This window comes from Fulvivirga ligni, from assembly GCF_021389935.1.
GTDB classification, from domain to species: domain Bacteria; phylum Bacteroidota; class Bacteroidia; order Cytophagales; family Cyclobacteriaceae; genus Fulvivirga; species Fulvivirga ligni.
Window position 1 is genome coordinate 3,905,911 of record NZ_CP089979.1, and the last position, 22,600, is coordinate 3,928,510.

The following is a 22,600-nucleotide window of genomic DNA, read 5'->3' on the forward strand; positions in this document are numbered from 1 at the left end:
ATTAGTTAATGTATGAAAAGATCAACCTCCTACCTCTTTTTATTATTGGCAGCCAGTGTTTTTGCTGCCTGCCGGACTGAAAAAACAAAACCTACAGTAGCTTACATTAGCGGTCAGTATGTTGGAGCTGAAGACTCTGTTCTGATTGATGTTCGTGATTATGGTAAAGAGTTAAGTTATAACACCCCCATAAGCTTAGATACTGTCTTCTCTGATACGCTGGGTAATTTTGCTGTTACGATACCACTGTCTGAGGGAAAGGAAATTGTGCTTAACAGTGGTTTTGATTTTAATAAGATATTTGTGGAGCCTGGTGATAGCATTTATTTTGAAACCGACAATAAGCACGAAACACCTATCGAAGTAGTCTCAGGCAGAGGCAGCGATAAATTTAAAGTGTTTTTAAAATTGCGAAGTCTAATTAATTATGGCGATTTTACAGATTTTGATAGTGCTCAGGTAGTCAGCGAGTATGATCGTAGGTTTGGTGAAAGCCAGGCGCTAATAGATAGCGTGAAGCCACATTTCTCGGAGGCATTTAATCGGTATCTGAAAGCTCAAATGATAAGGGAAAAGCACTATTTTGAAGCCAGTTTCTTTGGCTATTTAAAAAATTACAGAAATATAGATATACAGAGAGATTCAGCTGCGGCTGTGCAAATGGAGCTAGACGTATTTGATAATGCTTCCATTGGTGATGGTAACAGTGATTATGCAATGGATTTGATGTATCTAGCAAGAAGCAAGGCCTGGAAGGCAGATACAGCTAATACTGTAAACAGAATTACTCATTACAAACATGTGATAGACAGCTTGGATATATCCAAACGGTTTGCTCAGCAATTGCTAGCTCAAGGTTATTTGTCCTATTTAAATGAAGGCAACGTAGCTGAGCTAGAGCCTTTTCTCACTAACTACTATGAGAGATACCCTGATTCCGATTATAATGAAACGCTAAAAGATGAATATAGAGATTGGTATGCCATATCTAATGGCCAACCTGCCCCCGATGTGGAGGCAATGGATCCTGATGGAACGGTTTTCCATTTATCTGATTTAAAGGGAAAAGTGGTTTACATCGATATTTGGGCCACCTGGTGCGGTCCGTGTCTTGGCGAAATGCCTCATGCTAAGAAGATTAAGGACCACTATAAAGAAAATAATGACATTGTATTTCTATATATATCGGTGGATGAAAACAAGGAGAAATGGCTTAAATACCTGGAAGAGCATCCTGATTTTAAAGGTATGCAGGTGAACGATTCTGGTAACTTTAATTCAAATATAACCAAGGCATTCAAGGTGAGAGGAATTCCCCGTTATATTATAATTGATATAGAAGGAAAGATCTTCTCTACTGATGCCCAAAGGCCTAGTAGTGGAGAGAAATTGATTTCGGAATTGGACAGGGCACTGGAAGGACCAGCAGCATAAAATTAAAACCCCAAGCTGATATTTATCCAGCTTGGGGTTTTAATTTATTTTATTTCCACTTTCAGAAGAACATCCTCCTTCTTCTTTTTATACACTTCTACAATGAATTCATTATCAGCAGTTTGAACTGCTCTTGTAGGGGTCAATTGGTAAGCTCTTAGGTTGTCTGCATTGTCAGTATGGAATAGGTTTAGGCGCTTCATCTCACCTGTAGTGTCATCTATTACATAATCTGTGAAAAGTCCTGTGCCCCCATTACCGGAAACTGCAGGCACTTTATCATCAGTTAGATCCTTATTGGCGTCAGTGTCCAGGAATATAAAGTGGTGGTTGGTGCCTCCATGGAAATATGAATATGACATGCTTCCTACCTGATTTGTGCCCGCTTGCCTTTTGGGTACTTTTTTAATCCAGCCGAGCTTTCCTTCCGGAGAAATCTTTACAACCATTATGTCTCCATAATTTAATACCGTTCTGGAGCTACTTCTACCATTTACATAGCTGGTGTAAGTCTTTATGTCAAACTGTTCCCCAACCAAAACAATGCTACCATCAGCCTGAGCATTTGCATAGTCGAAATATAAATTTGGTATTACAGCCGTTTCATCCTCTTTCTCTGTTTCCTTGATAGTGTTCTTCCTAACCGCTCGTTTGGATGCATTCTGATTGATCAATTCTAATGGCACTTCAATAGTGCTCTTATCATAAACCTCTCCTGCTTTGTTGATTTTACAAGCGAAAATACCATCTGTATCTCGTACTCTTTTACCATCGTTGTAAAAACCTGCACAAATCATATAATCTGGAGAACTCTCAAAAAGTGAAAGTGAATTGATGAACTTGTCTTGTAGAGTAACTGAGGTTGTTTTAATTTCTTTACTCTTTCCATTGGTGCTTAATAACTCCACATGATAGTTTGGTGAGCCCTCATTTGACCATTTGCTATCCGTGGTTTTATCATTATAAACCATAGCCAGTACGTAAGCGTTACCATCTGTATCCACTGAGTAGTCCAAGTTGTTCATCATCTTCTCAGTATATGGCATTTCTACTTCTCTATTCCAAATGGGATCGAAATATCGACCAAAAACGTGCATTCCTATAATATCATGACTCTTTTTGTCACTTTTAAATTCAGGTACCTTTCTGTATTGTATCAGCAATTTCGCCTGATCATGAGAATAAAGGAAGTCGAATTTATTTTGAACAATAAGCCTAAAACCATGTCCTACAGCTGTGCCGCTTATTTTTCCTTTTGCAGATAAAAGCTTTTTGGCTTCCTTATCCATGGTGCCATCAGAGAAATGTATTTCACGGTAATAAAGCTCTTCTTCCGCCCTACTCCTGTTCCATAGCGAATAAAAGAGGTAGTAGCTACCGTTGTGTTCGGCAATCCGTTCTATCGCTGCATTTTTTGGTAAATCCTTATATTCTCTTTGCGTCTTGAATTTCATGTTGGCATCAAAACGCTGAATGTAAATTAATCTATCAGCCACTTTTACGGTCATTACTTCACCTCTTTCATGGAAGTATAGTTTGTGTGAGGCGTCAATTACTCTATATGGTGGGCCTGCCTTCACCTTTACTTCTTGTGCTTGCAGATGGCTTATACAAAAAGTGAAAAAAAATAAGATCAAATATCTATTCATCATGATTTAAAAAATTAAAGCGCCCAATTTATAAAATAATAAGAAATAAGACTATTCATTTTTGTGTAACACGCACTTTGTATTAGTCATATGCTATTTCTACAGGTTCACCGATTTTAGCACGGGATAATTTATTTATTAACCTCTCATGATGAAACGATTGGAGATTATCTGATTATTAAGGTTTGAATACACATATAAAAAACACTTAATCAGCGAATTCTGAATGCAAGATGGAAGCGCTTTACATTTGTGCCATAGTAAAAAACTCTTCATATAGTAAAAGTTAATTAAGGTTATTCGAAGAGGTTGCCAGAGGTGGCAACCTCTTTTTTTTATTTCAGTTTTAAGTTCGCAGAGGTTGTGTATTTTTGCAGCTCAAAAAAGTAGAAGAATTATGCACGTTGCTATTTGCGGAAATATTGGATGTGGAAAGACGACCTTAGCAAAGATGTTAGCCAAACATTATAAATGGCATGCTGAACTGGAATCAGTGGATGATAATCCTTATCTGCAGGATTTTTATGAGGATATGAAAAGATGGTCTTTTCATTTACAGATTTACTTTCTCAATAGCAGGTTTAACCAAATTAAGCGCATTCGTCAAAGTTCTACTACTACTATACAGGATAGAACCATCTATGAGGACGCCTACATTTTTGCGAATAACCTGTATAAATCAGAGTACCTTAATGACCGGGACTATAACAGCTATTTAAACCTGTTTCATTCTATGCTGGAGCACGTGCAGGCTCCTGATCTAATGATATATCTGAAGGCTGACATTCCTAAGTTGGTAAGTCAGATAGAAAAGCGTGGTCGTGACTATGAGAACGCTATCAGATTAGATTACTTAAAGAATCTCAATCAGCATTATACTGATTGGATTGGAAACTATAAAGAGGGTAAACTCTTAATAATAGATGTAAATAACCTCGATTATGTGGCTAACCCTGAAGATTTTTCAGGCATTGTAAACAAAATCGATGTAGAGCTACATGGTTTATTCAGTAAAAGTAGTTAACCCACTGTGGGGTTAACTTACTTTCCTATTATGAGTTTACATAGCGAACTACATCCGCTAGAGTAAAAGTTGCTTCTTTGGCCTCTTCACTGGGGCTTTCACAATTATCCTTTATAGATTTTAAGCAGCAATCTACTTCCCAATCTTTAGCATGTAAAAAGCTGTTGCAGTGTAAGAGCATAGAGCCAAAAACTTCTAGTAATATGGCTGATCCTACCGGACCTAGCTTCTCTCCTTCCCCAACCTTTTCAGCCTCTCTCAGTATATAAAAGAACAGTGGCGTATGCTTGGCTAAATTATTGGCCTCTTTCTTTTCAAAGCAATGCTCTTCGAATAATTCTTCTAATTTCAGCTTATTATTAAGATTTCCGGGCTTTATCATAGGATAATGATCGCTGAGCTCTTTTGCCACCTTCTGGCCGGAGGGCAAACGCATAACATATCCTCTTAAGAGGTTTCTAAAAGCCAATGATCTATTATTTTCAGGTGCAAATTTCCCTACGATAGGGTTAGGTAGCCTGATCAATTCATCTGTTAGTAACGGATCAAGGGCTTTGCAACGGGCATAATTTTGCTTTTTATCAACATCTAATAGGTACCTCCAGTCTACGGTTAATTCTGGCGGCACGTGGCTAAAGCCTGTGGTGCTAAATCTTTCATCAAAAAGCTCTATAGCAGGAAAATCTTTATTGATAGGATATAGTGAACGAACCAAACTATGACCAAAGCGGTATGCTGCTACTGAAAATTCCACAGGCATGCATATTTTCCCGTGAGGATCAATGATATTGAACTTAGGATATTGTTTATGCTGGATTTCGTCTAACACATAATCAAACACTTCATTGTCACAAATTCGCTTTAGAAAATCATGTAATACTAAATATTGATAGTGATAAATGACATCTGTTTTTGCCTCTTCGAAGTCTCTTCCTATCAATCTTTTATTGTGGAATTTTATAAATAATAGCTGCAGCTGAGATACAAAAATATTCTCATCATTTCTGGGGTCTCCAATTAGAGCAGTACCTGCTGAAGTTCTGGCCAGGTCGTTCGGGTTAAACTCGTTACCGGTAAGTATTCTGCCATGTTGCGTATCATCATACAGATGAGGGCTGGCTTCTGGCCCAAAACCATAGATGCAATCCAGATCCAGTGAAGCTGATCTAAGGTTCGGTAAAGAATCGTCATGATGTTTTACCGGGCAGCTTACCATTTCTAATTTGGATTTTGGTTGCTCTCCTCCGTGAAGTTGTGTGGTGGTATCCAGGGTAACATCATGGTCAATAAATTGAGCAAAGAAAGTATATGCGGCCGGCAGCGTACTATTTTTGGATGATAATTGTGAGTCATGCATCACGCCGTTCACGCCCCCCAAGAGCTCAGCAACATGTTCAGCCTCTTTTGGAGTTTTTATGTGGTAATCGTCAGCCCAGGTATCTAGGTCAGGAAAAAGTTTACAAAATGATCCTAACCGCAAGTGCGAACATCCCTTAGCCTTGGTCATTCCATGCACATGCTTTTCTGCTTTTGGTAGTTTAGTTTCTGGCATTGTTGTGTGGGTTAGTTTTTGATTATCGAAATTCGATAATCAATAGGCCACTTTCAATACCTAAGTTTGGGTATAATGGAGGGGATTTTTCCCCTCCATAGTCCTTTTGCCATTAAACCAAATCAAACGCTTGAGCATACTTTAAAAGCGATACAAACGAATTTATATTTAGCTTTTTATTGATGTTTTTGCGGTGTTGTTCTACAGTTTTTCTACTGATAAACAGATAGTCAGCCACTGATGGGTTGTTATGCCCCAAGGCCAATAAGCCCATAATTTCTTTCTCACGATCGGTGAGAGAGTTGAAGCAAGCGTATTTATCCTGAATGAATCGTTCTTCCTCGATTATACGCTGTATTTTTCTAGGAGAATATTGAACCTGGTCTAAAGGCTGAGATATAATATACATGCCATCTTCATACCTGGCCCGCTTAGCCGAGATGATACTCAGCTTAAAGATTCGTTCTTTTGGGTACCAAAGTTTAATAATATTATGGTAGCTACGAATGAAATCTTTTCTATTATAAAAACGATTCAATTCGTCCTTAAGGAACTGACTAGAGTTATGATAGAACTTGTCGAAAAAGCCATTACCAAGGTACCGAGCTTCATCCAACGTGAGCTCTAATTTGTCTCTAGCGAAATTATTCAAATAACGAATGGATAGATCAGCGTTATCCAAATGAAAGATGCACGGCATGATGTCACCCACCTCTTCCAGCGTAATTTTACCATCACGAAGCCACTTATCAATCATCAACAGGTTAACACTGCTCATTTGCAGTTTGTCCTGAGTGAGATACATAGCACAATTAGTTAAAACCAACAAAGTATTGGGCCTAAACTAGAGATATTATGTGGTTATTCAAATTAATTATTAGATTATAAGAATGAATTATACGAAAAAGAGAAATAATTATATTTGTATAGTTATATGTATCTCATCTCCCACTGCTTTGCCACTATTTTATAATTGTTTAGGTTAGCTTTACGTATCAGATGAGATTATTTCAATCATACCGTAGTCAGATAATAATTAGGTTAGTTGTACTTATTTTACTGGGTGCAAGTGGCCTTTACATATTGCTACAAACTTATTTCTGGCTGGTAAGTTTTTGGCTGTTTCTGTTTTTTATCATTTTGTTGGTTAATACTATCAAATACATGGAGCGTGTTAAAGCTGACCTCAGCAACTTCCTGGTGAGTATTAAGCAAAATGATTTTAGTACTACCTACAGCAAGCACATTAAAGACAAATATGATCTGGAACTCTCTGACGCTTTTGCTGCCATAAGCACAGAATATAAAAAGCTGCGAACGGAAAAGGAATCCAATTTTCACTTTCTGAAAGCAATCGTAGAGCATTCTACCGTGCCCATGCTCAGCTATCGTGAAGACACGGATGAGATTACCCTACTTAATCAGGCTGGGAAAAAGATATTTGGTACGCCCTATTTGAAAAGTGTTCAGTCGCTAGCCAATATAGATCAAGCTCTTCTTCAGGTAGTTATGCGCTTGAACAGTGGAGAGAAAGAACTTTTGAAATTAGCCTTAGATACCCAGGTTTTAAGCCTTTCTATTTCGGCTAAGCAAATCAAGCTGGAAGGAGTACCTCACAAGTTGGTGTCATTCCAAAACATTAAGGCGGAACTAGATGAGCAAGAGGCTGATTCATGGCAAAAGCTGATTCGTGTACTCACACATGAAATCAAGAACAGTGCTATTCCTATTTCCACCCTCACCTCAGTGGTAACACAATTAATCACCGATGATAATGGAAATCTCAAGGACTTAAATGCTCTGGATGAAGAGGATTTGAATGATCTTAAAATAGGTGTCAACACTATTGAAAAGCGAAGTAAAGGCTTAGTTAATTTCGTAAATGCATACAGTAAGCTGGCCAATATACCACCGCCACAATTATCTTCTGTAAACTCAAAGTCATTTATCGAGGGTATTCTTTTATTGTTAAAATCAGATTTAAGCCATATCCATGTTCAATCAAAAATTGATGATTTTAGCTTATATCTTGATTCCGAACTTATGGAGCAGGTATTAATCAATATCATTAAAAATGCAAAAGAGGCCCTGAGAGAAACTGAACAGCCGATGATTATTATTAGAGCCTTTCGGGATCAGGATACTGTTATCATCAAGATCACAGATAACGGACCGGGTATTTCAGCTGAAGATATGGAGAATATTTTCGTTCCGTTCTTCACCACCAAAAAGGAGGGCTCAGGGATTGGTCTGAGTTTGTCACGTCAGATTGTACGTGCTCATCGTGGTGATCTTACTGTAAAATCTACCGATGGAGAGACTTCATTTTATATAAAACTTTAAATGTTTTAAAACCTTTTATTCATCTCTGTGTTTGATAACCACAAACAAAAACTAATTATCAAAAATGAAGTATTTAAAGATTTTCACGTTGTCGTTAGGCCTTATGGCAGTTATGAGTTGTGGTAACAATACCACTAATGAAGCAGCTGATACCGAGACTAAAGAGGTGGAAGTGAAAGCTGATGCTACAGCTGAAGAAGATGAGAAAGTAAAAGTTAAGCTTGATGCTGATAAACAAGAAATTGGAGTTGAAAGCAAAGATGTTGACATCGATCTTAAAGGAGACGATGAAGATAATAACTAATAATATTTAATGAAGGAGCTGCCAGGTCATTTATCTTTAGTGGCTATTTTGGCAGCTCTTTTTTATTGCCTACCTTGTCCTTATGCAGCTTTTAAATACCACCATATTCATAAGTGAAGAAATTGGGTCCGTAAGTGCAGAATGGACACACGCTCAGTCACCTATTGCACAGATTATTCTTGGTCATGGTGCCGGAGCCGGAATGCACCATCCTTTTATGCAGGCTCTGGCGCAAGCGCTTAAAGACAATAATATCACATCTCTCAGATATCAGTTTCCTTACATGGAAGCTGGTAAAAATATGCCTGATAGACCCAAAAAGGCTACTAAAACTATAATGGAAGTAGCCAATGCTGCTCATCAGGCTTTTCCATCATTGCCACTGTTTATGGCTGGCAAATCGTTTGGAGGCAGAATGAGCTCTTTGCTTGCTGCCGAATGGTCAGAAGATTTTATCAAAGGCCTTATCTTTTATGGTTTTCCACTACACCCCCCAGGAAAGCCTTCTAAAGACAGGGCAGCCCATCTTTCTAATATTAAGGTGCCAATGTTATACTTACAGGGCACAAGGGATAAATTGGCCACGCCTGAGTTACTGGATGAAGTAACTAAACCATTGAAACTTGCAGAGGTAAAATACTTTGAAGGTGCAGATCATTCTTTCACTTATTTGAAAAAATATGGGGTAAGTAAAGAAGCTTCTACTGATTTGCTGGCAGAGGCCTCTGCTCACTGGATAAAAAGTAGAATTGATTAAAAATAAAATGTCTCAAAATATTCTAGAGCGTAGACATTTTGAGACATCATTTAATTAATGACTCGAACCAGATAATTAGTGAGCTAATTCTTTGTCAACCTTCTCAATTTTCTTCTTACCCTTTTCTTTCAATTCTGAAGATTTATTGAAGAAGTCATCTAACTTTTTATCTATAGTATCTTCTATAAGTTGCAGGGTTTCAGACCCTTTTCTAGGCGCAAATAGTACACCTGCCAGCACGCCAACGCCAGCTCCTAATAAGGCTCCTAATATGATTTTACCTTTTTCCATAATGATGTGTGTTTAGATAGTGATTCTGGTAGAAAATTATGTGCCAACTGTTTAAATCAATTTACGGATTTCTACGATAATAGATGCACCAATATTCCACATAAAAGTGTGGAAGAAATGGATAGTGTGAACACCCAACGTGTAGTAAATACCACATAATAAATCCGTAAGAGCCCTTATTTCCGTAAATACGGATATCAATTAAATCTGGCACATAGTTTTCTTAATGTTTGGGTATGAAACTAAAACCAAACATGAATATGAAATTATTGAAACTATTGAGCATGGGTGTAATTGTATCTTCAATACTATTTGCCTGTGAACCCGCACAGAAGTCTGAAGACCATGATGATGCAGATGATATTACCATGGCTGACTTTGAAAGAGAAAGAGATGAGTTGAAAGCTGAGATCAAAGCTGAAATTGATGAAGTGGATGCTAAGATTGATAAGTTTCAAGAAAGAAGAAAATCTGATGCAGAGGAATTATCTGATGAAGCTGAAGATAGATACGAAGACCTAATCGATAACCTTAAAGATAAAAGAGAAGAGCTTAAAGAAGAGTTAAATGATGTAGAGAAATCTACTGAAAGTAACTGGGATAACACTAAAGCCGATATTAAGAAAGGATTTAATGAAGCTAAAAGTGCTGTAGGTAAAGCTGCTCAAGAAGTGGAAGACTTCTTCGAGGGTGATAATGATAATGTTTAAGAAATAGATTGAAAGGTAATTTAAAGAAAGATATATGTTAAAGTTATTTGTTCCACTACCGTTAATTCTGTCCTTATTATGGGGCATCTTGTATGTTGGCTGTGAAATGGGCAACTGGACATATATCTTTCTGCTTGCCAGCTTAGGAATCTTGTTATATAGAATTCATAACTATAACAAAGATCTATATTACTAGTCTCGTTTAAAGGCTAGCAAAGAATCGGTAGATTCCTTCTCATCGTACCAATAACCTTCATAATCAAATCCCTTAAGGTCTTCAACCTTAGAAATTTGATTTTTTATTATATACCTGGCCATAAGACCTCTGGCCTTCTTCGCATAAAAAGATATAATCTTATATTGGCCAGATTTGAAATCTTTAAAATCTACATCAATAATCTTCCCTTTCAGCTGATCTTTATCTACTGATTTGAAATACTCCACAGAGGCTAGATTCACTAATACTTTATCGCCCTGGTTTTTTAAGTCTTTATTAAGAGTCTTAGCAACCACATCTTTCCAAAATTCATATAGGTTTTTATTCTCTCCTACCTTTAGATGTGTTCCCATTTCCAGTCTATAAGGCTGAATGAGATCTAATGGCCTTAGTATTCCATAAAGTCCTGAGAGTATTCTAAAATGATCTTGTGCAAAAGCCACTTCTTTATCACTGAAGGTGTCAGCTTCTAGTCCTTGATAAACATCTCCCTGAAACGCCAGCATGGCAGGCTTTGAATGTGCTGGATTCTTCTTTTTGGTGAAATTGTGATAGCGCTCCACATTTAACGTAGCTAATTTTTCACTGATGCTCATGAGAGATTCAATGTCTTTTTCACTTTTCTCTTTCAGTACAGCAATCAACTGAAGTGCTTCCTTTTGGAATCTTGGCAATGTGGGCTCTAATGTATATGGAGTTTCAAAATCCAGCGTTTTTGCCGGAGATACTATGGCAATCATTATCTATCTATTTTTTGTGTAAAACTAGGACAACCAGCAATGTTCTCCAATTAGAATGAATAGTTGTTATCTATGGCATAACAGGTTCTGTCTATAGCAGTTATTCCAATAACTTACCTGCGATAAAACCTGTGGTCCAGGCGGCCTGAAAGTTAAAACCTCCTGTAACCCCATCAATATCTAAAACCTCTCCGGCAAAGTACATCCCCGGCACCTTCTTACTCTGCATGCTGGCTGGGCTTATGTCTTGCAGGCTTATGCCGCCACAGGTAACAAACTCTTCTTTAAAGGTGGTTTTTCCATGAGTTTGGTAAGTATCATTAACGATGATATTAACCATTTTATTCATGCTCTTCCCTCCTAGTTCACCCCACTGGATATCTTCTCTCAGTTCTATTTTATTCAGCAAAAATTCCCACAATCGAGCTGGTATGTCCACAGGATTTCCATTGATCACTTTCTTCTTATGGTGTTTTTCCTGATATGCTGAGAGCTGAGTCCTCAAATCATTTTCCGCAAGAGATGGCCAATTAATTTGAACATTAAACTTATAGCCCTTATCAGCTAGTTCACGAGCACCAAAAGCCGACAGCTTGAGCACCGCCGGGCCGCTCATACCCCAATGGGTTACCAGTGCCGGACCTTCAGCTTTTAGTTTTGAACCTTGAACCTTTGCGGTGGCATGCGGTACGGCTAATCCCATAAGTTCCTTAATAGGCTCCCCCGGCATATTAAAAGTGAAGAGTGACGGTACCGGAGTTTCAATAGAATGACCCAAATCTGCAAGCCATTGTAAGCCGCTTGCCTTCGGGCTGCCACCAGTGGTAACAATGACTTTACTTACATTATAGTCTTGATTATCAGTTTTTAATGCGAACCCGTTGTTGTCAATTTCTATCTCGCGAATATCAGTTTTAAGGCTTATTTTAATATCAAGCTTTCGCGTTTCTGCCAGTAGACAATCTATTATGGTTTGAGAATCATTAGTTACCGGAAACATGCGGTTATCAGCTTCGGTCTTCAGTTCCACTCCACGTGCTTCGAACCAATTAATAGTATCTTGCACGGCAAACTGCCCAAAGGCCTTTTTTAATAGCTTCTCTCCTCTGGGGTAGAATTTTGAGAGCTGCACATTATTAAGGCAAGCATGCGTTACATTACACCTGCCACCACCAGATACTTTTACCTTTGCTAATACTTTAGAGGTCTTTTCATAAATAGTTACTTCAGCTGACGGATGATGTTCTTTGGCTGAAATAGCAGCAAAAAATCCGGCCGCTCCCCCTCCTATTATGGCAATCTTCATTTGACAGGTTTACATGTAAAAAGTTGCAAAATAACCACATTTTGGGAAAATAGTCTACGCTTCTTAGATCTGATTCATTTAGAATTATGCTTTAGATAAGTTTTCCCATCAGGCAAGGTTTTAGCACTATCCGCAGTAAAACAATACTTTATATTACAAATGGCCGTACTAGGAACTCTAATCAAAACTGCGATTGACATCAAGGATAAGTTCACAGATGACTTACCAGATCATGACGCTCAAAAGCACACGCTTAAAAATTTACTTGAAACCGCTAAGGATACCGAATTTGGGAAGCACTATGGCTTTGAGGAAATCTTAGCCAGTGATAACATGGAAAAGGCTTTTGCTGCTAAAATTCCATTGCACAATTATGCCAAAATCCATGAAGACTGGTGGCATAAAATTCAGGATGGACACGAAGACGTTACCTGGCCGGGTAAGCCCGATTATTTGGCTCTAAGTTCAGGAACTACCGGTAGCCACAGCAAACGTATTCCTGTAACTGATGAGATGTTGGCCTCTATTCGTCAAGCCGCTATTCTTCAAATTACAAGCATGTCTCATTTTGATCTGCCTACTGAGTTTTTCGAAAAGGAGATCATGATGCTGGGTAGTAGTACTGACCTACATCAAAACGGTGAATTTGAGGAAGGTGAGATTAGCGGGATCAGTGCGAGTAACATACCATTTTGGTTTAAAGGATATTACAAGCCAGGAGATCAGATATCGAGTATAGAAGATTGGGATGAGCGCGTTCAGCAGATTGCTGAAAATGCACATAATTGGGATATTGGAGCTATATCAGGTATTCCATCTTGGATAGAATTAATGTTGAAAAAGGTTATAGAACATAATAATTTGAATAACATACATGAGATATGGCCTAATCTCACAGTTTATACTTCAGGTGGTGTAGCGTTTGAGCCTTATAGAAAAAACTTTGATAAGCTCATGGGCAAGCCTGTGATCTATATTGACACTTATCTTGCTTCAGAGGGGTTCATGGCCCTTCAAACCAGGCCTCAGGAAAATCAAATGGCCATGCAACTGGCCACAGGTAACGGAATTTACTTCGAGTTTGTGCCATTCAAGCCCGAATACTTAGATGCAACTGGAGAAGTGAAATCAGACGCTCCAACCGTAACATTAGATGAAGTGGAAGAAGAGGTAGATTACGCATTAGTGATCTCTACAGTTTCAGGTGCCTGGAGATATCTAATTGGCGACACCATTAAGTTCACAGATAAGGAAAGGCAAGAAATTGTTATTACCGGAAGAACTAAGCATTTTCTAAATGTGGTTGGATCTCAGCTATCTGTTGATAAGATGAATGCTGCTATTCAGCACGTGGAAGAAGAATATAATATGACCATTCAGGAGTTTACTGTGGCTGCAACCAGAGTAAATGGCGAATATATACATAAATGGTATCTCGGCTCAGATGATACTCAGGATAATAAGATTTTAGCGAAAGCTATCGATGAGCACTTAAAGAGTGCCAATAAAAACTACGGTGTTGCCAGAGGCAAGGCTTTGACCGGAGTGGAAGTAGAAGTGGTAAATCCAGAAGTGTTTTATGCCTGGAATGAGACCAAGAAGAAAAAAGGAGGTCAGGTAAAAACCCCAAGAGTGATGAAAGAAGACGAGTTTGCTGAATGGGAAGAATTTGCCAAGTCTAAAGCAAAGATGGTAGTGAGTTAATCCTCATCTACCTCTTCAATTTCCCTTGCCAGAATATTAACGGCGGTATAATGCTTACCGCCTTTTCTTACTTGCACCCAGCCCATTTTTCTAAGATATTTAGCTACGTATTTATTATGAAAACCATGGGCTACTAATATTACTAAGTGCTCTTTATCAGCCTTTTGTTCTAAATAGTGAGCGTTTTCCTTGGCTCTTTGTCGGGCTTCTTTAAAAGTTTCTATTCCTTTATCATTAAACCCCAGGATCCAGAGTATTCTAGAGTTGCCCAGCCACCATCCTAGTGGCATTTTAATGTTAAAAAAAGGCATTACTTTCCTTTCAAATTCACGAAAACGAGCGTCTTCAATCATATCATATTTGTCTTCGAAGATTCGCTCAGCAGTGTTTCTTGCCCTTGGAATGTTACTGTAGTAAACACGGTCTGTTCTAAGATTATCAGGACAAAGAGGCATAGGTTTAAATGATAATACGCCAACACTGTCATACACTTCGGTGAAAATAACGGCCTCATCCCTATTTCTCCATCCACCTCTGGTTACATCTGGCTGGCCATGCCTGATAAGAATGATTTGGTCAACATTTTTTGTAGAGTCATAAAAAGGCACTATGCAAGAGTCTATGGACTGTTTTTGGTAGTAGTCCTTCACATATTTTAAGCTAACTTTTTTTTGAGCCATTGCTGATACAGAAATTACTACGCTAATGATGACTAAGACTACTGATTGGCACAATGCGCGAGGTGTTATCACAATAAAAACATTAAACCGTTAGAATAATTTTACCAATATGCTGGCTGGATTCCATCATGCGATGGGCCTCAGCAGCTTCTTCCAGAGGAAACTCGTCATATACCACAGGTATGATTGTCTGATCTGCCAAAAGTGGCCAGATGTGCTTCTCCAGGTTGTTAGCAATGGCTTTTTTGAAATCACTATCTCTGGGTCGTAAGGTAGAACCAGTCACCGTTAAGCGCTTACTCATTACTTTCAGTAAGTCTACTTGTCCCATTCTGCCTTGCATAGCATTAATCATAATCAGTTTTCCCTCTACTTGTAAAAGGTTGATATTCTTGGCTGTATAATCACCTCCAATCATATCAAGTATTATATTAACTCCCTTCTTATGAGTATGTTCTTTAATTTCTGACTCAAAGTCATCCACTTTGTAGTTGATGGCCAACTCGGCGCCTAATTTGCTAACGAAGTCAGCCTTTTCGCTACTTCCCACTGTGGTAAACACTTTTCCTCCCATGGCACTAACCATCTGTACAGCAGCTACTCCAATACCAGAAGTGCCGCCGTGTACCAGCACGCTGTTGCCAGATTGAAATTGCCCAATATCAAATATGTTAGTCCACACGGTAAAGTAGGTTTCAGGCAAGGAAGCTGCCTCAATAAAGCTTAGTCCCTCAGGCACAGGAAGGCACTGATCACCAGACACTTTTACAAATTCCGAATAGCCTCCACCTGATAGTAATGCACACACTTTGTCGCCCACCTTCCATCTGGGGTGATTACTTTCATCAATAACACCGGCCACTTCAAGCCCTGGGATATCTGCTGGTACGCCATCAGGAGCTGGGTATTTACCTTCTCTCTGAATGATGTCCGGCCGATTGACCCCTGCGGCTTTTACGCTTATTAAAACTTCATTTTCTTTTATCTCCGGTATGTCTCTTTCCTGAAGGGCAAGTACCTCGGCAGCGCCTGGTTGTGTTATGCTTATTACTTTCACAATTGTTTTAAGAAGTTTTGGCTTCTACCATCATCATGACCTCTTCAGGGGGCATGTATAGCCTCTTGATTTTGGCCTTGTACTTTTCTGGTAGATCAGAATGGTTGAGTATAAAGTTTTTAGTGGTAATAATCTTATCTGCCAAACCGTGCTGTATAGCATAAGTATCAGCTACACGCTCGGCTCCAATGATATAAGCCCTTGATATTAAGTATCCTATACCGAATTTGATCATAGAAAAAAGTCCTCTGCCCATGTAGTCCATTACATGCCCCAACTCATGCCCAATCCAGCCAAGAATAACGTCAAATGGCAAGGCATGAATAAAGATTTTCTCATGACCGATTTTAAAGTATCTACTCATAAAGATCACATATTCTCTATTGGCTCTTCTTCCAAACATGCTTCCTATTACCGGCTGAGCCTGCATAAATGACCTCTTAATATTGTCTTTAAACACGAACCTTATCTTCACATCTACCAGCTCAGGATAATATGACAGTGCCGTCAAAATCTCTGTTCTTAGGGTATCTGGAATTATCTTATTGGCAGCAAATTGCTCTAACTCAAAGTTAGTGTATTGCGTGGTTTTATCTTCTAGGTTCATAACACTTATTGATTCAATAAATATGCCATTAATTAGCAGGTTCTCGCGGTATAGCTGCCGGTAAACGGCTCAGCATTTCATTATTTAACAATTGCGTGAAGTCTGTAAAGGAGCTGATATTGATCACATTATTGTTCTGGCGGCCAATAAGCACCACTTCATCGCCTACATTTACGTCAGGAATGTGTGATACGTCTACCATAAACAGGTTCATATTGATCAATCCGACTATGGGTGCTTTTTTTCCTCCTATTAAAACGTGGCCTCTATTAGACAATGCTCTTGGGTATCCATTGGAATAACCTAGTGGCAAAACCGCCACACGCATGTCTTGAGTAGCTTGAAAGGCCGTGCCATAACCGATGAACTCACCTGTTTTCACCGACCTTAAATCCATAATGTCGGTTTTCCAATTAAAAATACGCTTAAGGGCTGTTTCCTTTTGTTTATTGCTTTGTTGAAGGTGCATATAGTAAATGTCCGGGCTTGGCCAAAAACCATATTGAGCCACGCCTATTCTAACCATATCGTACAAGGTGTCTTCATAAGCTAAGGCAGCGGCTGAGCAAGCGATATGTTTAAAGTTCGGCATTAGATCCTTTGACTTGCAGATTTTTAGAAAATCCTTGTATTTGGAGTGCTGAGAATCGATTTTAAATTGATTGGATAGGCTTTCTGCTCCGCCAAAATGGGTGCATAGTCCTTCGAAGATCAGATGATCTTTGTTTTTCTTCAAGAAGGTTAGTGCTTTTCCAAATTCACTGGCCTGCATGCCCGTGCGATTAGCACCGGTCTCTACTTCTAAATGAATTTTAGCCGCTTTGCCAACATTTTTGGCAGCTTCCAGGGCCTTTTCGAGTTTATCATAATTGTATACGTAAAACTCAATATCATTTTCAACTGCCCATTTCATATCTTCATTATATAAAATACCCATGATCATGATACTACTATCTTCATTGCGGCATTCCAGCACTTCTTCAGCTTCAAAAGCACTGGCCGTGGCAAAGTGATTTACACCACACTTTTCAGCCATGGGTACAAATGTTCCTATGCCATGTCCGTAGGCGTTGGCCTTTACCACGGATGAAATCCTTACGTTCTTGCCTACTTTCTTTCTTATAAAGTTAAAATTGCCCTTTAAGGCGGATTGATTTAAATATATTCGTGATGAATGTTTTACCATTTTTTTGAAGTTTCTATCCATTGATATGATTCTCCCCAGCTATTTCTAGCCAATTTTTCTACTCTTTCTACCTCTGTGTCGGGCACATCGTGTATGCGGTTTTCAGCTTCTAAGGTATTATAATGAAAGGCATAAAGTCTGGCTGCAAACTGATGAATAGGGAGTGAAGATTCACCATGTTGTTCACCATTGCCATACACTGATGGTTTAATGCCTTGCCCCCAGTCTTGACGGCCTTCATTATTCGGATTAAGGAAATACACCCTCATTTCTCCTTTGGAATCTTTGTCTACTCTTAACAGCGATACGGCATGGAAACCAAGCATTTTTCCCGTAGAGGTAGTAACAAAAATACCCACCGGATTAGGATACATAATTTGATGGTTTCCATTAAAATCTGGGTGCGAAGTAGCGTAAAAGATCTTAACAAAACCTTTGAAATCCACTATAGCATTATATCTATTGTCATAAGCTGATGCAAAGCCTACTTGTATCCACTGTCCATAAAGTGCCGGGTTTACCCATTTATGCGGGTCTTCCATTCTTCCTGAGGCACGTAGCATCATCTCATTGTAGATTTTGTCTAGCATACCTACAAGCACTACTGAAACAGAATCGAGATTATAATCCAGCTTCTGCACTAATCCTTTTCCCACAAGCGATGCCGTTATTTCCTGGCCTTCAAACCTGAATGTCAGGTCGTTATGGGTTGCTGCAGTCATTACCAGATTAATTAACTTGGCCGGGGCATGCTGACTCCACATGCTTATACCTCTGGCCGACTGGCAGGTGGGATTGTTACCCTGCCCCACCCCTAACGGCTGACCTAGCACTCTTATCAGCGCGCCAACCAGGTATTGAAGGGCTGTAATCTTTTCGTCAGGATCTCTTTCTATGTTAGATTTAAGTATCCTGGCCTCTACTTTAGGATGCAGCTTTATAGTCCTGATGTTAGAGAGGCCTGATCTTACAGCATCCCTGCCAATAGTTCCTTTCTCCATCATATTACTCAGTCCATAAATGCACTGGCAATTATATGGCCTTACTGTTTCTAAGATGAGCTCAGAAAGATAATCCTGATATTGGTACCATTTTGCCTCTCCCACTGCACTTACTCCTAAGCATACTGGCACCACCTTATGATATTCATTCTTCACCAAGTAAAGTAGCAGTAAACCATGAAAAGGACTCACTAAACCGAATCGCAGCATATAATTAGCTGCCTCACCGGCTTCTCGCAGAAGATCTTGTTCATCAATACTCTTCAGGTAATCCTTATATGCTTTTAAAGATCTATTTACAGTGCCAGCTGTTGGACAATAGATGCTGTTTTGAAAGTTCAATAGCTCAGCATCAAGTGGTTTGTCTTTGTCCAAATCCATTTTTTCATTGATGAGCGCTATGATCTTTCTCTGCTTCTCTGTAACAACTGGCCTTTGTTCACAAATTAATGTTAGCTCTTCAACCAGTTTACTTTTGATTCCATCCAGATGAATTCTTTCAGAAAGGAAATTGAAAAGCGCATGCACCTTTTTTAGTTCATGCTCACTCATCATTAATCTGGTTTCTTCAAGCGGTTCATTAAACACGAATTCCAGATTGGCAACTAACACTTCTTCCAGATAATTGGAGGCATCTCGGGTATTAAAAGCCTGGTCAGCCATTCGTCCTTCGCTTATGGCCAAGATTCTTAACTCACTCAGAAGCTCAATCGTAGAGCTGGGATGCCCACTTTTATAAGTGCCATTTACTAATGATGGCACTAGTTTATCAGTATTATTCCATGCTGTATCTTCGAAGATTCCTGCCTGAGTAATCTCCTCAATCTTATTATAAACAAAGTCGATACCCTCATGAGTATCGACTATTAAATCTATTTGGCTCATAAACTTAGTGGCTTTGTCGCCTCTGGTAAGTTTAGTGGCCTCTTTGAGCTCATTTAAGACCTCTGCCAACCGATCATATGATTGTTGGATCATTCCATTTTCCACCATTAATTTTGTTTGCTTTTATTATAAATAGAAGTCAACATTCTCATAATGCAAGAGTAGTTCTCGCATTCTATCAGGATCTTCACCTTTAAAGTTTACGGTACCAAAGTGATTACCGAAACCAGATCTATCACTGATTTTCTGTGTTGATAATGGTGGTACCAGGTTATGATCCAGGAAGTAAGATTCCTCTTTTAACTCTTCAGGTATCTCCAGTTTGGAAATAGAGTTTTTGTGAGGGTAAATCATTACGTTTCCGTAGAATGTTTTAGGTCTGGCATCCATAGGAGGCAATATTTCCTGAAGCTCCTCTTCAGTAAGATTCGGATCATGAATCTGAACGAAGGCTGCCAGAGCATCAAAATCATACGCTTTAGCTGCTAGTTCCAGAATATGACCACCAGGAATTCTACATGCAGTCTCTCCAAAGCTTATTTCATTTTTATCGGTAAGGAACCACTCTGGGTGTACCATGCCGTATTCAATGCCAAATATGTCTACTAGTTTCTGTACTTCCTGTAGTATCTGATCTCTTTTGGTATGCAGATAGTTTCCTTCAGGAATGAAGTTAGAATAACCTAGCTTCACGTATTCTGTAATATTTAGAAATCTAACTTTACCTCCATGTACGAAGGCCTCGCATGAAAACTCCTGACCTGACAAGTGACTTTCTGCCAGACATGGAAAATCTTCGTCTAACACTTTATTGTCAATGTCCTCCATGGAGCGTAGCAAGCGGTGGCCTACCGTTCCTGCAGAAGCGAAAGGTTTTATATGCACCCAGCTATCTTCTTCACCGTCTACCTGAAGGTTGGCCTCATTAAGCCTTTTCATGAAAGCTTTAACACCCTCTTTATTGTACACTTCTTCAAATAGCCCTACTCTGAGTCCTCCTATTAAAGCCTTTCTTTTCATCATTGCTTTATTTCTAAATAGGAAGGCACGGTTTAAAACTCTTGGGTCACCTCTATACATTGAATTCAAAGCCCCTGCCCATTCTACAGTTTCTTCGAAAAGTGGAACAGCTACATCTACATTATAAGGTTTAAGTTTTTCAAGAAGATCTAAACTGTTAGAACTATCACTCCATTCGTTAAGCTGGTAAGGCACGAAAGGGATGTTATTCTCTTCTGCGTAATTAGCAAAGTCCGGAAATGATACTACTACAAATGGTTTGTTGAGTTTTTGCATGCTTTCTATTACAGGCAAACTCCAGCCCATAAGCGCAAAACACTTAGCCATGATTGTCTTATTTTTTGGTTCTAATAATCTATTTTCTACTATTACTAAGGGTTTAAAGGAGTGTAATGTTCCGAAAAATTTGGATTTTTCCGTTTTATGGGTAAAAATTGGGCATAAAAAAAAGCCGACAGATACTGTCGGCTTCCTCAAATGTTAATACTTTAATATATATTGATAATTATACTAATCTAACATTAACTGCATTCAAACCTTTACGACCTTCTTGTAATTCAAATGTCACCTCGTCATTCTCACCAACTTCGTCTACTAATCCTGAGATGTGCACAAAATACTCTTGGTTGTCTTCGTTGTCCTTCACAAACCCATATCCTTTTGAGTCGTTGAAGAACTTAATTTTTCCTTCTTTCATTATTAAATATTGTTATTGGACCCAAAGGTATGATAAAAATCAAGCTCTCAAAGAGAATTAAGTATTTATATTTTAATTTATATTTTGACTTTTGTTTTTCACGTCATTAATTTTCTGAAAAACTGTACCAAGAAGTTCTTTATTCTATTATATTAGGCATTTATATACATTACAAAACTATCAACTAATGCCCAATGAATGTGCTCTGCACCTGACTGATGCAGTGCTGGAAAGTAAGCGAAGTCTTACGGATCCTATTGCTGATCAGGTTGTTGCTCAAATTATCGAATCAGGATATGAAGAGAAAATCAATGATATTTTTTATACACTGGTAAGAACTAATGGCTTCGATGGTGAAGCTTTTTCCAGCTTGCCTGATCCCATCTCACAGCTGTTAGTTAATTATTTTGATGAAACTTCTCATCTGCCTTCATGGGCAGATCCTGTTTTAATAGCTCAAGGTGAAGCCGTGTTTAGCGAATACGGCCCTGAGATTTCAATGATACTAAATGTAAAGTCACTGCCACTTTGCTATGCCTGTAGCAATGGAGCTGAAGTACTTTACATGACGGGCAGACTTACTGAGCGTAGCGGTTCTCTTAATCCTTTGGCGAGAAGGCTCATGGAAACATCTCAGATGATTATGAATGCCCTGGCTCCGGGAGGAATGTCTCCAACGGGAAATGGCATCATAACCATCCAAAAGGTAAGGTTGATACACGCTTCTATTCGCTATTTTATACAACATGAAAGATATAACCCAAAAGGCTGGAATGCTGATACTTTGGGTAAGCCTATTAATCAGGAGGATCTGGCTGGTACGCTGATGTCCTTTGGGCCATTAGTGCTGAAAGGTCTTCAGCAAATGAACATTGAGCTTAGTGATGCCAAGATTAAAGGATATATGCACGCCTGGAAGGTAATTGGCTATCTGATGGGTGTAGAAGATTTGTTTTTAACTGATGATTATGCAGAAGGTTGGAATATAGGTGTGGCCATCATGAAACATCAGGCTAAGGCGTCGGATCATGGCAAGGAGTTAACTAAGGCATGTATAGATTTTTTAAATAGCATCATACCTGGCAATTTGTTCGATGAGATGCCTGAGTATATGATCTGGTACTTTTCGCAAGATGTGTCTGAAGCTATCGGCTTAGATATAGCTGCCGCTCTGGGCGTGCGCGAAGGTGACCAACTTAGAGATAAGGTGATGCTGAAATTATGTGATCTGTTTTTTAGAGATATGGGTAAAGTGGGTGATCACAGTAAAATCATTTTTGGAATTAGCTGCTACCTGAACAGAAAGGTGCTCCAGGGATTTTTACACCATTTTAATGATAACAAAAATGTGAGATTTTCAATCCCTCCTTCTCTACAGGATGATTGGAAGCTTAACGAGGAAATAACTACTCCTTATACTTTTTAAACTTTACTCA

21 protein-coding genes are annotated in these 22,600 nt (G+C 38.9%); 8 read left to right on the top strand and 13 right to left on the bottom strand.

All coding sequences use genetic code 11. The annotated features are described in order from the left end of the window. The first annotated feature begins 12 nt into the window (after positions 1–12). A complete protein-coding gene (locus LVD16_RS16585) occupies positions 13–1,434 on the top strand; it encodes a TlpA family protein disulfide reductase (RefSeq protein ID WP_233769391.1) in 1,422 nt (473 codons plus the stop codon). A gap of 44 nt (positions 1,435–1,478) precedes the next feature. Here LVD16_RS16585 and LVD16_RS16590 read toward each other — a convergent pair whose 3' ends face one another. Continuing rightward, positions 1,479–3,086, bottom strand: coding sequence for a hypothetical protein (locus tag LVD16_RS16590; RefSeq protein WP_233769392.1), 1,608 nt, complete (start codon positions 3,084–3,086; stop codon positions 1,479–1,481). A gap of 394 nt (positions 3,087–3,480) precedes the next feature. Here LVD16_RS16590 and LVD16_RS16595 point away from each other — a divergent pair, with 394 nt between their 5' ends. Next, the gene (locus tag LVD16_RS16595; RefSeq protein ID WP_233769393.1) at positions 3,481–4,107 is read left to right on the top strand and encodes a deoxynucleoside kinase; all 627 of its coding nucleotides are present in this window, start codon (positions 3,481–3,483) and stop codon (positions 4,105–4,107) included. Positions 4,108–4,135: 28 nt separating this feature from the next. Here LVD16_RS16595 and LVD16_RS16600 read toward each other — a convergent pair whose 3' ends face one another. Together LVD16_RS16600 and LVD16_RS16605 are read right to left on the bottom strand one after the other, a co-directional pair. After that, positions 4,136–5,659: a peroxidase family protein gene (locus tag LVD16_RS16600; protein ID WP_233769394.1), complete on the bottom strand. Its 1,524-nt coding sequence runs from the start codon at positions 5,657–5,659 to the stop codon at positions 4,136–4,138. A 112-nt stretch (positions 5,660–5,771) separates the two neighbouring features. Continuing rightward, complete coding sequence (locus LVD16_RS16605; RefSeq protein WP_233769395.1) at positions 5,772–6,464, bottom strand: response regulator transcription factor; 693 nt, start codon at positions 6,462–6,464, stop codon at positions 5,772–5,774. Positions 6,465–6,823: 359 nt separating this feature from the next. On the opposite strand from LVD16_RS16605, the gene LVD16_RS16610 reads away from it, so the two are divergent. The 3 genes from LVD16_RS16610 (at position 6,824) to LVD16_RS16620 (ending at position 9,063) form a co-directional block, all read left to right on the top strand. Next, entirely contained in the window at positions 6,824–8,002 is a 1,179-nt protein-coding gene (locus tag LVD16_RS16610) for a sensor histidine kinase (RefSeq protein ID WP_233769396.1), read from the top strand. A 64-nt stretch (positions 8,003–8,066) separates the two neighbouring features. Then, positions 8,067–8,306: a hypothetical protein gene (locus LVD16_RS16615; RefSeq protein ID WP_233769397.1), complete on the top strand. Its 240-nt coding sequence runs from the start codon at positions 8,067–8,069 to the stop codon at positions 8,304–8,306. A gap of 82 nt (positions 8,307–8,388) precedes the next feature. Further along, a complete protein-coding gene (locus LVD16_RS16620) occupies positions 8,389–9,063 on the top strand; it encodes an alpha/beta hydrolase family protein (RefSeq protein WP_233769398.1) in 675 nt (224 codons plus the stop codon). A 75-nt stretch (positions 9,064–9,138) separates the two neighbouring features. Here LVD16_RS16620 and LVD16_RS16625 read toward each other — a convergent pair whose 3' ends face one another. Next, on the bottom strand, positions 9,139–9,354 hold the full coding sequence (locus LVD16_RS16625; RefSeq protein WP_233769399.1) for a YtxH domain-containing protein: 216 nt from the start codon (positions 9,352–9,354) through the stop codon (positions 9,139–9,141). 260 nt (positions 9,355–9,614) lie between these two features. Here LVD16_RS16625 and LVD16_RS16630 point away from each other — a divergent pair, with 260 nt between their 5' ends. After that, positions 9,615–10,064, top strand: coding sequence for a sll1863 family stress response protein (locus LVD16_RS16630; RefSeq protein ID WP_233769400.1), 450 nt, complete (start codon positions 9,615–9,617; stop codon positions 10,062–10,064). Between the two features lie 192 nt (positions 10,065–10,256). On the opposite strand, the gene yaaA is transcribed toward LVD16_RS16630, so the two are convergent. Continuing rightward, complete coding sequence (yaaA, locus tag LVD16_RS16635; protein WP_233769401.1) at positions 10,257–11,021, bottom strand: peroxide stress protein YaaA; 765 nt, start codon at positions 11,019–11,021, stop codon at positions 10,257–10,259. Positions 11,022–11,121: 100 nt separating this feature from the next. Continuing rightward, complete coding sequence (locus tag LVD16_RS16640) at positions 11,122–12,327, bottom strand: BaiN/RdsA family NAD(P)/FAD-dependent oxidoreductase (protein ID WP_233769402.1); 1,206 nt, start codon at positions 12,325–12,327, stop codon at positions 11,122–11,124. Between the two features lie 159 nt (positions 12,328–12,486). On the opposite strand from LVD16_RS16640, the gene LVD16_RS16645 reads away from it, so the two are divergent. Next, complete coding sequence (locus LVD16_RS16645; RefSeq protein WP_233769403.1) at positions 12,487–14,031, top strand: GH3 family acyl-acid amido synthetase; 1,545 nt, start codon at positions 12,487–12,489, stop codon at positions 14,029–14,031. Here the strand turns inward: LVD16_RS16645 and LVD16_RS16650 are convergent. The 7 genes from LVD16_RS16650 to LVD16_RS16680 form a co-directional block, all read right to left on the bottom strand. Beyond that, positions 14,028–14,711 (bottom strand): histidine phosphatase family protein, encoded by a 684-nt coding sequence (locus LVD16_RS16650; RefSeq protein ID WP_233769404.1) that lies wholly within the window; start codon positions 14,709–14,711, stop codon positions 14,028–14,030. The two genes, LVD16_RS16645 and LVD16_RS16650, sit on opposite strands and share 4 nt — an antisense overlap. A gap of 82 nt (positions 14,712–14,793) precedes the next feature. Then, a complete protein-coding gene (locus LVD16_RS16655) occupies positions 14,794–15,768 on the bottom strand; it encodes an NAD(P)H-quinone oxidoreductase (protein ID WP_233769405.1) in 975 nt (324 codons plus the stop codon). Positions 15,769–15,775: 7 nt separating this feature from the next. Continuing rightward, a complete protein-coding gene (locus LVD16_RS16660; protein WP_233769406.1) occupies positions 15,776–16,375 on the bottom strand; it encodes a hypothetical protein in 600 nt (199 codons plus the stop codon). A gap of 28 nt (positions 16,376–16,403) precedes the next feature. Then, complete coding sequence (gene alr / locus LVD16_RS16665; RefSeq protein WP_233769407.1) at positions 16,404–17,561, bottom strand: alanine racemase; 1,158 nt, start codon at positions 17,559–17,561, stop codon at positions 16,404–16,406. Then, positions 17,555–19,540, bottom strand: a complete 1,986-nt coding sequence (locus tag LVD16_RS16670; protein ID WP_233769408.1) for a hypothetical protein — start codon at positions 19,538–19,540, stop codon at positions 17,555–17,557. Before LVD16_RS16670 ends, alr begins: the two co-directional genes overlap by 7 nt. A 33-nt stretch (positions 19,541–19,573) precedes the next feature. Continuing rightward, positions 19,574–20,794: an ATP-grasp domain-containing protein gene (locus tag LVD16_RS16675; RefSeq protein WP_233769409.1), complete on the bottom strand. Its 1,221-nt coding sequence runs from the start codon at positions 20,792–20,794 to the stop codon at positions 19,574–19,576. 178 nt (positions 20,795–20,972) lie between these two features. After that, positions 20,973–21,164, bottom strand: a complete 192-nt coding sequence (locus LVD16_RS16680; RefSeq protein ID WP_233769410.1) for a cold-shock protein — start codon at positions 21,162–21,164, stop codon at positions 20,973–20,975. A 187-nt stretch (positions 21,165–21,351) separates the two neighbouring features. Between LVD16_RS16680 and LVD16_RS16685 the strand changes: the two genes are divergently transcribed. Continuing rightward, complete coding sequence (locus LVD16_RS16685) at positions 21,352–22,590, top strand: oxygenase MpaB family protein (RefSeq protein ID WP_233769411.1); 1,239 nt, start codon at positions 21,352–21,354, stop codon at positions 22,588–22,590. Positions 22,591–22,600 lie beyond the last annotated feature (10 nt).

Coding starts and splice junctions, on each gene's coding strand:
- LVD16_RS16585 (WP_233769391.1), top strand. CDS start 13: ATGAAAAGATCAACCTCCTACCTCTTTTTATTATTGGCAGCCAGTGTT.
- LVD16_RS16590 (WP_233769392.1), bottom strand. CDS start 3,086: ATGATGAATAGATATTTGATCTTATTTTTTTTCACTTTTTGTATAAGC.
- LVD16_RS16595 (WP_233769393.1), top strand. CDS start 3,481: ATGCACGTTGCTATTTGCGGAAATATTGGATGTGGAAAGACGACCTTA.
- LVD16_RS16600 (WP_233769394.1), bottom strand. CDS start 5,659: ATGCCAGAAACTAAACTACCAAAAGCAGAAAAGCATGTGCATGGAATG.
- LVD16_RS16605 (WP_233769395.1), bottom strand. CDS start 6,464: ATGTATCTCACTCAGGACAAACTGCAAATGAGCAGTGTTAACCTGTTG.
- LVD16_RS16610 (WP_233769396.1), top strand. CDS start 6,824: ATGGAGCGTGTTAAAGCTGACCTCAGCAACTTCCTGGTGAGTATTAAG.
- LVD16_RS16615 (WP_233769397.1), top strand. CDS start 8,067: ATGAAGTATTTAAAGATTTTCACGTTGTCGTTAGGCCTTATGGCAGTT.
- LVD16_RS16620 (WP_233769398.1), top strand. CDS start 8,389: ATGCAGCTTTTAAATACCACCATATTCATAAGTGAAGAAATTGGGTCC.
- LVD16_RS16625 (WP_233769399.1), bottom strand. CDS start 9,354: ATGGAAAAAGGTAAAATCATATTAGGAGCCTTATTAGGAGCTGGCGTT.
- LVD16_RS16630 (WP_233769400.1), top strand. CDS start 9,615: ATGAAATTATTGAAACTATTGAGCATGGGTGTAATTGTATCTTCAATA.
- yaaA (WP_233769401.1), bottom strand. CDS start 11,021: ATGATTGCCATAGTATCTCCGGCAAAAACGCTGGATTTTGAAACTCCA.
- LVD16_RS16640 (WP_233769402.1), bottom strand. CDS start 12,327: ATGAAGATTGCCATAATAGGAGGGGGAGCGGCCGGATTTTTTGCTGCT.
- LVD16_RS16645 (WP_233769403.1), top strand. CDS start 12,487: ATGGCCGTACTAGGAACTCTAATCAAAACTGCGATTGACATCAAGGAT.
- LVD16_RS16650 (WP_233769404.1), bottom strand. CDS start 14,711: ATGGCTCAAAAAAAAGTTAGCTTAAAATATGTGAAGGACTACTACCAA.
- LVD16_RS16660 (WP_233769406.1), bottom strand. CDS start 16,375: ATGAACCTAGAAGATAAAACCACGCAATACACTAACTTTGAGTTAGAG.
- alr (WP_233769407.1), bottom strand. CDS start 17,561: ATGGTAAAACATTCATCACGAATATATTTAAATCAATCCGCCTTAAAG.
- LVD16_RS16670 (WP_233769408.1), bottom strand. CDS start 19,540: ATGATCCAACAATCATATGATCGGTTGGCAGAGGTCTTAAATGAGCTC.
- LVD16_RS16675 (WP_233769409.1), bottom strand. CDS start 20,794: ATGGCTAAGTGTTTTGCGCTTATGGGCTGGAGTTTGCCTGTAATAGAA.
- LVD16_RS16680 (WP_233769410.1), bottom strand. CDS start 21,164: ATGAAAGAAGGAAAAATTAAGTTCTTCAACGACTCAAAAGGATATGGG.
- LVD16_RS16685 (WP_233769411.1), top strand. CDS start 21,352: ATGCCCAATGAATGTGCTCTGCACCTGACTGATGCAGTGCTGGAAAGT.